This window comes from Mycobacterium sp. NTMscope_Eco_3 (assembly GCF_976985685.1).
Window position 1 is genome coordinate 4,447,823 of sequence record NZ_CDRJYZ010000001.1, and the last position, 12,325, is coordinate 4,460,147.

The following is a 12,325-nucleotide window of genomic DNA, read 5'->3' on the forward strand; positions in this document are numbered from 1 at the left end:
TCTCTGTGTGAGGCTTATCCCTTTAGGGCTGGGCGTCGGATTGCTCGCGGGGGCAGCGTTATTGGTTGCCCCGCAATTGGTTCCCCGCGCATCGGCGTCCTGCCCCGGCGTAGAAGTGGTCTTTGCCCGCGGAACGGATGAGGCGCCCGGTGTCGGGAAGGTGGGCGGGGCGTTCGTCAGCTCGTTGCGCGAGCAGACCCGCAAAAGCGTTGGCGCATATGGCGTGAACTACCCGGCCGACAAAGACTTCCTGGCCGCCGCGGACGGCGCCAATGACGCCAGCAGCCACATCCAGCGCATGGCGGTGAACTGCCCCAACACCAAGCTGGTGCTGGGCGGATACTCGCAGGGCGCCGCCGTCATCGACATCGTCACGGCCGCACCGGTGTCCGGCCTCGGGTTTCGCAAGCCGCTGCCGCCCGCGGCCGCCGATCACGTCGCCGCCGTCGCCCTCTTCGGGAATCCGTCGGGCCGGGCGGGCAACCTGATGAGCGCGCTGAGCCCCAATTTCGACGGCAAGACCATCGACCTGTGCAACCCGGGCGACCCGATCTGTTCGGGCGGCCTGCGGTGGGCGTCGCATCTGAGCTACGTGCCCGGACTGACCAACAAGGCCGCGAGTTTCGCCGCGGCGAGGGTCTAGTGCGAGCGCACGTCCCTGGTGATGAGGTTGCGCGCGGCCAGCTGGTCATCGGGCGGGTAGTCGACGCCGACCAGCGTCAGCCCGTGCGCCGGGGCGGTCGCGTAGTCGCTGGATCGTGCTGTGGCGCCGAGCAGTTCGCGGCACCAGGAGACGGGACGCCGGTGTTCGCCGACCGCCAGCAGCGCTCCGACCAGTGAGCGCACCATCGACCAGCAGAACGCGTCGGCGCTGACCCGCGCGGTGATCGAGTCACCGTCGCGCGTCCACTCCAGCCGCTGCAGGTCGCGGATGGTGGTGGCGTTCTCGCGGTGCCGGCAGAACGCGGCGAAGTCGTGCAATCCCAACAGGTCCCGCGAGGCGGCGGTCATCGCCTCGACGTCCAGGGGGCGCGGCCAGGCGGTGACGTAGCGGGCCTGCTGCGGCTGCACGCCCCACGGCGCCGTCGACAGCCGGTACACATAGTGACGTCGCAGCGCGGAGAACCGGGCGTCGAAACCCGCGGGGGCGCGGGCGATCTCGATCACCCGGACGTCGGTGGGCAAGAAGCGGCCCAGCCGGCGCAGCAACGGCAGAAACTCGGCCTCACCGGCGTGTGGCGTACGCGAATACGCGTTCGGCAGCGCCGCGGCCGGCACATCGACGTGGGCCACCTGCCCGGTGGCGTGGACCCCCGCATCCGTGCGACCCGCCGCGCGCAGCCGCACCGGCGTGCGAAAGACGGTCGTCAGCGCCTCGTCGAGAACCCCGGCCACGGTACGCTGGCCGGTCTGAGCTGCCCAGCCTGCGAAACCTGTTCCGTCGTAGGCGATATCGAGCCGCAGACGGACGTCCTCGCTAACTCTCGTCAGCCTCGTCGTTCGCCTTCTCGGCGGCCTCGGCTTCGGCTCTTGCGGCGACGGCCTTGTCGGCCTTGTCTTCGGCTTCGGCCTGGGCCTTGGTCGGCTCGTCGGAGGCCTCTTGGGCGTTGGTTTCCTCGGCCTCGGCCGTGGCTTCCCCGGCCGTCGGGCCGACGGCTTCCTCCGGCTCGACGGCCGCCTGAGGCGCCGCCGCTGCCGCGACAGGAGCGTCAGTCTTCTTGGAGGCCTTCGCCCGCCGAGCCCGATCGGCCTCGGAGGTGACCGTCTTCTCCCGCACCAACTCGATCACGGCCATGGGCGCGTTGTCGCCCTTGCGCGGCTCGACCTTGATGATCCGCGTGTAGCCGCCGTTGCGGTCGGCGAAGAACGGCCCGATCTCCTCGAAGAGGGTGTGCACCACGTCCTTGTCGCGGATCTTCTTCAGAACCTCTCGACGGTTGTGCAGCGCACCCTTTTTCGCGTGCGTGATCAGCTTTTCCGCATACGGCCGCAGCGCACGCGCCTTGGGCTCGGTCGTCTTGATCCGGCCGTGCTCGAACAGCGACGTCGCCAGGTTGGCCAGAAGCGCCTTCTGGTGCGATGACGACCCGCCGAGGCGAGGACCCTTGGTGGGCTTGGGCATTGCGACTTCTCCTAATTGGGGCCGGTCCCCGTATCAGGTAGGACCGGGACGGCTTCTGTTATCGGTGTCCGGTTCCTCAGCGGCCGCCGCACGGCCGCATCGTCACCGGACGGCCTTACAGCTGTTCGGTTTCCGCGTAGTCCTGGTCGTCGTAGGCGGCCTCGGTGGACCAGGTGCCCGTGGCGACGTCGTAGCCCGCGACCTGCGAGGGGTCGAAGCTCGCCGGGCTGTCCTTGAGCGACAGGCCCAGCTGGTGCAGCTTGACCTTCACCTCGTCGATGGACTTCTGACCGAAGTTGCGGATGTCCAGCAGGTCGGACTCGGTGCGCGACACCAGCTCGCCGACGGTGTGCACACCCTCGCGCTTGAGGCAGTTGTAGGACCGCACCGTCAGGTCCAGGTCGTCGATCGGCAGCGCGAACGACGCGATGTGGTCGGCCTCCGCCGGCGACGGCCCGATCTCGATGCCCTCGGCCTCGACGTTGAGTTCGCGTGCCAGACCGAACAATTCGACCAGGGTCTTACCCGCCGACGCCAGCGCATCGCGGGGATTGATCGAGCTCTTGGTCTCGACGTCGAGGATCAGCTTGTCGAAGTCGGTGCGCTGCTCGACACGGGTGGCGTCCACCTTGTAGGTGACCTTGAGCACCGGCGAGTAGATGGAATCGACTGGGATGCGGCCGATTTCGGCGCCCGATGCCCGGTTCTGAACGGCCGGCACGTAGCCACGGCCACGCTCGACGACCAGCTCGACCTCGAGCTTGCCCTTGTCGTTCAGCGTCGCGATGTGCAGGTCGGGGTTGTGCACCGTCACGCCGGCCGGGGGCACGATGTCGCCCGCGGTGACCTCACCCGGGCCCTGCTTGCGCAGGTACATCGTGACGGGCTCGTCCTCCTCGGAGGACACCACCAGGCTCTTGAGGTTCAAGATGATGGCGGTGACGTCTTCTTTGACGCCGGGCACAGTGGTGAACTCGTGCAGCACGCCGTCGATGCGGATGCTGGTGACGGCCGCGCCCGGAATCGAGGACAGCAGCGTCCGCCGCAGCGAATTGCCCAGGGTGTAACCGAATCCCGGCTCCAGCGGCTCGATGACGAACTGGGAGCGGTTGTCGGTGAGGACTTCCTCCGACAGTGTGGGTCGCTGAGAGATCAGCATGGTGTTCTTCTTCTCCTTCTCGGCACCCGCTATTTGATGCCGTTAGGTTTTCGGGCCGGCCGGCCCGAAAGTCACTTACTTCGAGTAGAACTCGACGATGAGCTGCTCGGTGAGCGGCACGTCGATCTGGGCCCGCTCGGGCAGCTGGTGGACGAGGATGCGCTGACGCTCCCCCACGACCTGCAGCCAGCTCGGGATCGGCCGGTCGCCCGCCGTCTCCCGCGCGATCTGGAACGGCACGGTGTTCAGCGAGGAGTCCCGCACGTCGATGATGTCGTACTGCGACACCCGGTAGCTGGGGACGTTCACGTGCACGCCGTTGACGCTGAAGTGGCCGTGGCTGACCAGCTGGCGGGCCATCCGGCGGGTACGCGCCAGCCCGGCGCGGTACACGACGTTGTCGAGCCGGCTTTCCAGGATCCGCAGCAGCTCTTCACCGGTCTTGCCGGATTGCCGCACGGCCTCTTCGTAGTAGCGACGGAACTGCTTTTCCATCACGCCATAGGTGAAGCGGGCCTTCTGCTTCTCCTGCAGCTGCAGCAGGTATTCGCTTTCCTTGATCCGCGCGCGGCCGTGCTGGCCGGGCGGGTAGGGACGCTTCTCGAACGCCTGGTCGCCACCGACGAGGTCGGTGCGCAGCCGGCGCGACTTGCGGGTGATGGGTCCGGTGTAACGAGCCATGAGTATCTCCTAGACCCTTCTGCGCTTCGGGGGGCGAACGCCGTTGTGCGGCTGGGGGGTGACGTCGGAGATCGCGCCGACCTCCAGACCGGCGGCCTGCAGCGACCGGATCGCCGTCTCCCGGCCCGAGCCCGGGCCCTTGACGAACACGTCGACCTTCTTGACGCCGTGCTCCTGCGCCTTGCGCGCGGCGTTCTCGGCGGCCAGCTGCGCGGCGAACGGCGTCGACTTCCGCGAGCCCTTGAACCCGACGTGGCCCGACGACGCCCAGGCGATGACGTTGCCCTGCAGGTCGGTGATCGTCACGATCGTGTTGTTGAAGGTGCTCTTGATGTGCGCCGCGCCGTGCGGGACGTTCTTCTTTTCCCGGCGACGGGTCTTCTGCCCCTTCTTGGGGGCGGACGCTGCCTTCTTGGCTGGTGGCATGGCTGATTACCTGGCCTTCTTCTTGCCGGCGATGGTGCGCTTGGGCCCCTTGCGGGTGCGCGCGTTGGTCTTGGTCCGCTGGCCGCGCACCGGCAGGCCACGGCGGTGCCGCAGGCCCTGGTAGCAGCCGATCTCGATCTTGCGGCGGATGTCGGCCTGGACCTCGCGGCGCAGGTCACCCTCCACCTTCAGGTTGGCTTCGATGTAGTCACGCAGGTGGGTCAGCTGGTCGTCGGTGAGGTCCCTGGTGCGCAGGTTCCTGTCGATCCCCGTCGCTTCCAGAATCTCGTTCGAACGGGTCCGGCCGACGCCGAAAATGTAAGTCAGCGCGATCTCCATCCGCTTGTCACGCGGCAGATCGACGCCTACTAGTCGAGCCATAGGTGGCGTTTCCTCTTTTTCTAGGCGGAGGTCTGATCCCAGTCCGTTCCCGATCTATCCGGGGCCCGGCCTCCGTCCGGGCGTGAGTGAGCGACGTATTCGCTCAGTGGTACTGGGAGGTCTGCATTCAGTTGTGGTGTTGGTAGCGCGGGGCACCTCAACGGCGCGGCGGCATCAGCCCTGACGCTGCTTGTGGCGCGGATCGGAGCAGATCACCATGACCCGCCCGTGCCGACGGATCACCCTGCACTTGTCACAGATTGGCTTGACGCTCGGGTTCACCTTCACGGCTGTTCGATCCTGTTCTGTCTATTCGTAGGTTGTTCTGATCGGGCTTGTTACTTGTACCGGTACACGATGCGGCCCCGGGACAGGTCGTAGGGAGACAACTCCACCACCACCCGGTCCTCCGGCAGGATGCGGATGTAGTGCTGCCGCATTTTGCCGCTGATGTGGGCAAGCACCTTGTGACCGTTCTCCAGCTCAATGCGAAACATCGCATTGGGCAGCGGCTCGACCACGCGGCCTTCGACCTCGATGGCGCCGTCTTTCTTGGCCATAACTAGTTAAGAATCCTCGTCATTTAGTCTCGTTGTCGTCTGCGCCCAGACCGGCGCGACATGGCACACCGACTTGCAACGTGAGCCGGTGACAGGACATTCCTAGGACTGGACACACAAAAAGTCGGCGCGGAGGTCGCACCGTCGTTCCACGATACCTGGTCATCGGCCACCACCAAAATCGCTGTGGGTGGAACGCGGGGCCGCCCGCTCGACCTCCCACACGCCCGCTGACGAGCGCATACTTAACGCCAGTGAATACACCCGCACGCCCCGCAGACACCGCACCGCAGCGCAAGCCCGTCATGCTCACCGTCGACGACGATCCGTCGGTTTCGCGGGCCGTCGCGCGCGATCTGCGTCGCCACTACGGCGAGGACCACCGGATCGTGCGCGCGGAGTCGGGGCCCGACGCGCTCGGCACCCTCAAGGAGCTCAAACTGCGCGGCGAGACGGTGGCGCTGCTCATCGCGGACTACCGGATGCCGCAGATGAGCGGCATCGAGTTCCTCGAGCAGGCGATGGACCTGTATCCGGCGGCGCGCCGGGTGCTGCTCACCGCCTACGCCGACACCCACGCGGCCATCGATGCGATCAACGTCGTCGACCTGGACCACTACCTGCTCAAACCGTGGGACCCGCCGGAGGAGAAGTTCTACCCCGTCATCGACGGGCTGCTGGACGCCTGGCGGGCCGCGCCCGAGCACCCCATCCCGCACACCAAGGTGATCGGGCACCGCTGGTCGGCGCGGTCCTGGCAGGTGCGCGACTTCCTGGCCCGCAACGGCCTCTACTACAGCTGGTTCATGGCCGACGAGCCCGCCGGCGAGCGGCTGCTGGGCGCCGCCGGCGAGGACGGCCTGCGGCTGCCGGTGGTCGTCACCCAGCGCGGCGACACCCTCGTCGAGCCCACCGACGCGCAGCTGGCCGAGACCCTGGGCCTGACCACCACACCGTCGCAGGAGTTCTACGACCTGATCGTGGTCGGCGGCGGGCCCGCGGGCCTGGCCGCCGCCGTGTACGGCGCCTCCGAGGGGCTGCGCACCGTGCTCATCGAGCACACCGCGACGGGCGGTCAGGCCGGGCAGAGCTCGCGCATCGAGAACTACCTGGGCTTCCCGGACGGGGTTTCGGGCGGCCAGCTGGCAGACCGGGCCCGCCGGCAGGCCGAAAAGTTCGGCGCCGAACTGATCACCGCCCGCAAGGCCACCGCCCTCGAGGTGAACGGGTCCAAGCGCACCGTGCGCCTCGCCGACGGCGGCTCGATCGACGCGCACGCGGTCATCCTGGCCACCGGCGTCGCCTATCGCCAGCTGGACGCCGAGGGATGCGCGGAGCTGACCGGCTGCGGCGTCCACTACGGGGCGGCGGTCTCCATCGCCTCGGAGTGCGAAGGCGAAGAGGTCTACGTGATCGGCGGGGCCAACTCGGCCGGGCAGGCCGCCATGTACCTGTCGCGGACGGCCAAGTCGGTCAACATCGTGGTGCGCGCGCCCTCGCTGGAGGCGTCGATGTCCCACTACCTGATCCAGCAGATCGAGGCCAACCCCAAGATCAACGTGCTGACCTGCACCGAGGTGCAGCGCGCCACCGGCGACGGCCACCTCGAGCAGCTGAGCCTGGTCAACAACCGGACCGGCGAAACCGAGGACGTCACCTGCGGCCGGATGTTCATCTTCATCGGGGCCGCCCCGCGCACCGACTGGCTGGACGGCGTGCTGGCGCGCGACGACCACGGCTTCATCCTGACCGGCCCGGACCTGCGCAACGTGTGCGGCTGGACGCTGGACCGTCCGCCGCACCACCTGGAGACCAGCGTGCCGGGGGTGTTCGCCACCGGCGACGTCCGCTCGACGTCGGCCAAGCGGGTCGCGGCCGCCGTCGGTGAAGGGTCGATGGCCGTGATGCTGGTCCACCGCTACCTGGCCGAGAGCTAGGAGGGGCGATGGCCGGCGCCGAATCCATCAAGGTCCCCTGCGAGCCCGACGAGCTGCGCAGCCTGTTTTTGTTCGAGGCGCTCACCGACGAGCAGCTTGCGGTGTTGTGCGCGGCGGGCCACATCGAAAACTACGAACCGGGCCCGATCTGCGTCGAGGGCGAACCCGCCACCTGCTTCTACGTGCTGATCGAGGGCGAGCTGATGATGTCCAAGCTCTCCGGCGGCCAGGACATCGAAACCAACCGCACCTCGCAGCGCGGCGTGTACTGCGGGGCCTGGCGGGCGTTCACCGGCGGGAAGCAGAAGAGTTACGACGCCTCGGTGCACGTCACCCGGCCGTCGCGGTTCTTCGTGATGGACGCGCCGGTCTTCGCCCGGTTCATGAAGGACCAGTTCCCGATGGCCGTCCACCTGCTCGACGGCATCGCCGTCGGCACCGACCGGACCCGCCGGATCATCGACAACCGGGAGAAGCTGTTGGCGCTGGGCCGGTTGTCGGCCGGGCTGACCCATCAGCTCAACAACCCGGCGGCGGCGATCGCGCGGGCCGCGTCGGATCTGCGCGAACGGGTGGCCAGCATGCGGCACAAGCTGGCGATGCTCGCCGACGGCACCGTCTCCCCCGAGGCGCTCAGCGCCCTGGTGCGGCTGCAGGAGAGGGTCGCCGAGCAGGTCGCCAAGTCCGCCTCGCAGCATTTGAGCGCGCTCGAGACCTCCGACCGCGAGGACGCCGTCGGCGACTGGCTCGAAGAGCACGGCATCGACGGCGGCTGGGACATCGCGCCGACGTTCGTGGAGGGCGGCATCGACACCGATTGGCTGGAGCGGATCTCCGCGGTGAGCGAGGAGCTCGCGTCGACATCGGCGGAGCAGGCGATCCGATGGATCAACTACACCATCGAGAGCGAGCTGCTGATGAATCAGATTCTGGAAGCCAGCAAACGGATTTCGGCGCTGGTCGCCGACGCCAAGCAGTATTCGCAGATGGATCGGGCCCCGTTCCAGGTGACCAACGTGCACGATCTGCTGCGCAGCACGCTGGTGATGTTCGCCGACCGGTTGACCAAGGACGGGGCCGCCAGAAACTCACACGCCGTCACCGTGGTCAAGGATTTCGACCAGTCGCTTCCCGAAATCCCGTGCTATCCGGGCGATCTCAACCAGGTGTGGACCAACATCATCGACAACGCGATCGCCGCGATGCGCGACACCGGCGGCACTCTGACCATCCGCACCTGCCGGGAAGGCGACAGCCTGGCCCGCATCGAGATCTGCGACACCGGGTCCGGCATCCCCGAGGACGTGCGCGAGCACATCTTCGAGCCGTTCTTCACCACCAAACCCTTCGGCGAAGGCACCGGGTTGGGCCTGGACCTGGCGTTCAACATCGTCGTCAAGAAGCACCGCGGGGACCTCCGGGTGGAATCGGCGCCCGGCGACACCCGATTCATCGTGCTGCTGCCGCTGGAGCCGCCCGCCGCCGGCGTCGCCGTCGCCGACCTCGATGAGGACATCGCAGCGCCGGAATAGTGGAATAGGGCCGCACCGCGCCCGGTTGGGAACACCATGACCGATGCACCAAGCAAGCCCGATCTCGGCCGGTTCGGATCGTTCGGACGCGGCGTCACACCCCAGCAGGCCAAGGACATCGAGGCGCTGGGCTACGGGGCCGTCTGGGTCGGCGGTTCGCCGCCCGCCGAGCTGGCCTGGGTCGAACCCCTCCTGGAAGCGACGACGACGCTGCAGGTGGGCACCGGCATCGTCAACATCTGGACCGCAGCCGCCAAGCCGGTGGCCGAATCCTTCCACCGCATCGAGGCGGCCTACCCGGGACGCTTCCTGCTCGGCATCGGCGTCGGCCATCCCGAGGCCCACACCGAGTACCGCAAGCCCTACGACGCCCTGGCGGACTATCTGAAGCAGCTCGATGACTACGGGGTGCCCGCCAACCGCCGGGTCGTCGCCGCGCTCGGCCCGCGCGTCCTCAAGTTGTCCGCGGAGCGCTCCGCCGGGGCGCACCCCTACCTGACCACGCCGGAACACACCGCGCGGGCCCGCGAGATCATCGGCCCGTCGGCTTTCCTCGCCCCCGAGCACAAGGCGATTCTGACCACCGACGCCGAGAAGGCCCGGGCGGTCGGCCGCAAGGCGCTCGACGTCTATTTCAATCTCGCCAACTACCGAAACAACTGGAAGCGGCTGGGTTTCGGCGAGGACGAGGTCACCCGGCCGGGCAGCGACCGGCTGGTGGACGCGGTCGTGGCCTATGGCACCGCGGACCAGATCGCGGCGCGGCTCTCCGAACATCTCGAGGCCGGCGCCGATCACGTCCCCGTGCAGGTCCTGACGAAGGATGAAAACCTCGTCTCGGCGCTGGCCGAACTGGCGGGGCCACTGGGATTGAATCCGTCCTGACCACTCGCAGGGGAGCTGAATGACCGAGGGAGTTTCGCTCAAGCCCGACCTGGGCCAGCTCGGCGTGTGGCTGCCGACCAGATCCATCGCCCCCGAGCTGGCCGCGGGGATCGAATCGCTGGGCTACGGCGCCGCCTGGATCGGCGGCTCGCCGGATGCGGGCCTGTCCTGGGCCGATCCGGCGCTGGCGCGGACGACGTCGCTGCGCCTGGCCACCGGAATCGTCAACATCTGGTCGGCGCCGGCCCCGGCGGTCGCCGAGGCGTTCCACCGCATCGAAACCGGCCACCCGGGAAGGTTTTTGCTCGGCGTCGGCGTCGGCCACCCCGAGCACACCCAGGAGTACGTCAAGCCGTACGACGCCCTGGTCTCCTATCTCGACGAGCTCGACGCGGCCCTGGTGCCGACCAGCCGTCGGGTGGTCGCTGCCCTCGGGCCGCGGGTGCTGCGCCTCGCCGCGCAGCGCAGCGCGGGCGCGCACCCCTACCTGACCACCCCGGAGCACACGGCCAAGGCGCGCGAATTGCTCGGCGGGGCAGTGTTTTTGGCGCCCGAGCACAAGGTGGTGCTGAGCACGGACGCCGAGCGCGCCCGCGAGGTCGGCCGCCAGACCGTCGAGCATTACCTGGGCCTGAGCAACTACGTGAACAATTGGCTGCGGCTGGGGTTCACCGAGGCCGACGTGCGCGCGCCCGGCAGCGACAGGCTGATCGACGCGGTGGTCGCCCACGGCACCCCCGAGGCGATCGCGGCCCGGCTGCGCGAGCATCTGGACGCCGGAGCCGACCACGTGGCCATCCAGGTTCTGGGCGGCTATTCCGAAGAAACGCTGCTACCTGCGCTGACCGAATTGGCCGGCGCTCTGGGGCTAACTGCCACAAACTGACCGATCGGCTCGGTTAGGGTTTGGGGCATGCGGTTACTGGTCACCGGCGGCGCTGGTTTCATCGGCGGCAATTTCGTGCACAGCACCGTTCGCGAGCATCCCGAGGACTCCGTGACCGTGCTCGATGCCCTGACCTACGCGGGCCGGCGCGAGTCGCTGGCCGGCGTCGAGGACGCCATCGAGTTGGTCGTCGGCGACATCACCGACGCCGACCTGGTGTCGCGGCTGGTCGCCGAATCCGACGCCGTGGTGCATTTCGCCGCGGAGAGCCACGTCGACAATGCGCTCGAGGGCCCGGAGCCGTTCCTGCACACCAATGTGGTCGGCACCTTCACCATCCTCGAAGCGGTGCGACGTTACGGTGTGCGGCTGCACCACATCTCGACCGACGAGGTCTACGGCGACCTGGAGCTCGACGACCCCCAGCGGTTCACCGAGGCGACGCCGTACAACCCGTCCAGCCCGTATTCGGCGACCAAGGCCGCCGCCGACATGCTGGTGCGGGCCTGGGTGCGGTCGTACGGGGTGCGCGCGACGATCTCGAACTGCTCCAACAACTACGGGCCGTATCAGCACGTCGAGAAGTTCATTCCGCGACAGATCACCAACGTGCTCACCGGGCGGCGGCCCAAGCTGTACGGCGCCGGCGCCAACGTCCGCGACTGGATCCACGTCGACGACCACAACAGCGCGGTGCGGCGCATCCTCGAAAAGGGCGAGATCGGTCGCACGTATTTGATCAGCTCCGAGGGCGAGCGCGACAACCTGACCGTCTTGCGGACGCTGCTGCAGATGATGGGCCGCGAACCCGACGATTTCGACCACGTCACCGATCGCGCCGGCCACGACCTGCGCTACGCCATCGACCCGTCGACGCTGTACGACGAATTGTGTTGGGCGCCAAAGCATACCGATTTCGAGGAGGGGCTGCGTGAGACCATCGACTGGTATCGCGCGAACGAATCGTGGTGGCGTCCGTTGAAAGACGCCTCGGAAGCCCGCTACGAAGAGCGTGGGCAGTGACGTGAAAGTTCGCGAACTGAAGATCCCCGGGGCCTGGGAGATCACCCCCGCCGTTCATGGCGATTCGCGCGGCCATTTCTTCGAATGGCTCACCGACAAGGGATTCAGCTCCTTCGCCGGTCACCGGCTGGACGTCCGGCAGGCCAATTGCTCGGTGTCATCGGCGGGCGTACTGCGCGGACTGCATTTCGCCGAGGTACCGCCGAGCCAGGCCAAGTACGTGACCTGCGTGCGCGGCGCGGTATTCGACGTCGTCGTCGACATCCGGGTGGGCTCACCGACATTCGGACAGTGGGACTCGGTGCTGCTCGACGACACCGAGCACAGGACGATTTACCTCTCCGAAGGCCTCGGACACGGATTCCTGGCATTGCAAGACGATTCGACGGTGATGTATCTGTGCTCGGCGGAATACAACCCGCAACGCGAACACACGATTTGCGCAACCGATCCGGCGCTGGGAATCGATTGGCCACTGGTGGGCGGCGCACCGCCGAACCTGTCCGACCGCGATGCCGCGGCCCCCAGCTTCGACGAAGTGCGCGCCTCCGGCCTGCTTCCCACCTGGGAGGAGACGCAGGCGTTCATCGACGGTTTGCGGACGAAGCCCACGAATTGACGCGGGTGATCGGCGCCGCCCATTGCGGCGACGTGCGTTATCCCGCACCATTCTTCGTGCTCGCGGCGCGTGAAATTGTTTTCGCCGGCTGACCTGCCTATTAGACGTATATCT

Annotated in this window: 15 protein-coding genes; 7 read left to right on the forward strand and 8 right to left on the reverse strand. The window is 67.6% G+C overall.

Annotated features, from left to right (window positions below):
- Positions 1-7 precede the first annotated feature (7 nt).
- Positions 8-643 carry a cutinase family protein gene (locus tag AC0KTM_RS20495; RefSeq protein WP_308193071.1) on the forward strand — a complete coding sequence of 212 codons (636 nt, stop codon included), beginning with the start codon at positions 8-10 and terminating at the stop codon, positions 641-643.
- On the opposite strand, the gene truA is transcribed toward AC0KTM_RS20495, so the two are convergent.
- The 8 genes from truA to infA all read right to left on the reverse strand — a co-directional run bounded on the left by truA (position 640) and on the right by infA (position 5,329).
- Positions 640-1,491, reverse strand: a complete 852-nt coding sequence (gene truA / locus AC0KTM_RS20500; protein ID WP_238957382.1) for a tRNA pseudouridine(38-40) synthase TruA — start codon at positions 1,489-1,491, stop codon at positions 640-642. The two genes, AC0KTM_RS20495 and truA, sit on opposite strands and share 4 nt — an antisense overlap.
- Complete coding sequence (gene rplQ, locus AC0KTM_RS20505; protein WP_225328704.1) at positions 1,478-2,122, reverse strand: 50S ribosomal protein L17; 645 nt, start codon at positions 2,120-2,122, stop codon at positions 1,478-1,480. The genes truA and rplQ overlap by 14 nt, the downstream gene beginning before the upstream one ends.
- Positions 2,123-2,237: 115 nt before the next feature.
- The gene (locus AC0KTM_RS20510; protein ID WP_008260253.1) at positions 2,238-3,281 is read right to left on the reverse strand and encodes a DNA-directed RNA polymerase subunit alpha; all 1,044 of its coding nucleotides are present in this window, start codon (positions 3,279-3,281) and stop codon (positions 2,238-2,240) included.
- Positions 3,282-3,356: 75 nt separating this feature from the next.
- The gene (rpsD, locus tag AC0KTM_RS20515; RefSeq protein ID WP_067171969.1) at positions 3,357-3,962 is read right to left on the reverse strand and encodes a 30S ribosomal protein S4; all 606 of its coding nucleotides are present in this window, start codon (positions 3,960-3,962) and stop codon (positions 3,357-3,359) included.
- 9 nt (positions 3,963-3,971) lie between these two features.
- On the reverse strand, positions 3,972-4,388 hold the full coding sequence (gene rpsK, locus AC0KTM_RS20520; RefSeq protein WP_225328703.1) for a 30S ribosomal protein S11: 417 nt from the start codon (positions 4,386-4,388) through the stop codon (positions 3,972-3,974).
- A 6-nt stretch (positions 4,389-4,394) separates the two neighbouring features.
- Entirely contained in the window at positions 4,395-4,769 is a 375-nt protein-coding gene (gene rpsM, locus AC0KTM_RS20525) for a 30S ribosomal protein S13 (protein ID WP_066880444.1), read from the reverse strand.
- Between the two features lie 174 nt (positions 4,770-4,943).
- A complete protein-coding gene (gene rpmJ, locus AC0KTM_RS20530) occupies positions 4,944-5,057 on the reverse strand; it encodes a 50S ribosomal protein L36 (RefSeq protein ID WP_003879483.1) in 114 nt (37 codons plus the stop codon).
- 50 nt (positions 5,058-5,107) lie between these two features.
- Entirely contained in the window at positions 5,108-5,329 is a 222-nt protein-coding gene (gene infA / locus AC0KTM_RS20535) for a translation initiation factor IF-1 (protein WP_003418601.1), read from the reverse strand.
- A gap of 305 nt (positions 5,330-5,634) precedes the next feature.
- On the opposite strand from infA, the gene AC0KTM_RS20540 reads away from it, so the two are divergent.
- Genes AC0KTM_RS20540 through rfbC form a run of 6 tightly spaced genes read left to right on the forward strand, consistent with a single transcriptional unit; the run spans position 5,635 to position 12,211 of the window.
- Positions 5,635-7,266: an NAD(P)/FAD-dependent oxidoreductase gene (locus tag AC0KTM_RS20540; RefSeq protein WP_225328711.1), complete on the forward strand. Its 1,632-nt coding sequence runs from the start codon at positions 5,635-5,637 to the stop codon at positions 7,264-7,266.
- A gap of 8 nt (positions 7,267-7,274) precedes the next feature.
- Complete coding sequence (locus AC0KTM_RS20545) at positions 7,275-8,798, forward strand: ATP-binding protein (RefSeq protein ID WP_472416512.1); 1,524 nt, start codon at positions 7,275-7,277, stop codon at positions 8,796-8,798.
- A gap of 36 nt (positions 8,799-8,834) precedes the next feature.
- Positions 8,835-9,683, forward strand: a complete 849-nt coding sequence (locus AC0KTM_RS20550) for an LLM class F420-dependent oxidoreductase (RefSeq protein WP_472416514.1) — start codon at positions 8,835-8,837, stop codon at positions 9,681-9,683.
- A 19-nt stretch (positions 9,684-9,702) separates the two neighbouring features.
- The gene (locus AC0KTM_RS20555) at positions 9,703-10,569 is read left to right on the forward strand and encodes an LLM class F420-dependent oxidoreductase (RefSeq protein WP_472416516.1); all 867 of its coding nucleotides are present in this window, start codon (positions 9,703-9,705) and stop codon (positions 10,567-10,569) included.
- Between the two features lie 27 nt (positions 10,570-10,596).
- Positions 10,597-11,592, forward strand: coding sequence for a dTDP-glucose 4,6-dehydratase (gene rfbB / locus AC0KTM_RS20560; protein WP_472416518.1), 996 nt, complete (start codon positions 10,597-10,599; stop codon positions 11,590-11,592).
- 1 nt (position 11,593) lies between these two features.
- Positions 11,594-12,211 (forward strand): dTDP-4-dehydrorhamnose 3,5-epimerase, encoded by a 618-nt coding sequence (gene rfbC / locus AC0KTM_RS20565; RefSeq protein WP_472416520.1) that lies wholly within the window; start codon positions 11,594-11,596, stop codon positions 12,209-12,211.
- The last annotated feature ends 114 nt before the right edge of the window (positions 12,212-12,325 follow it).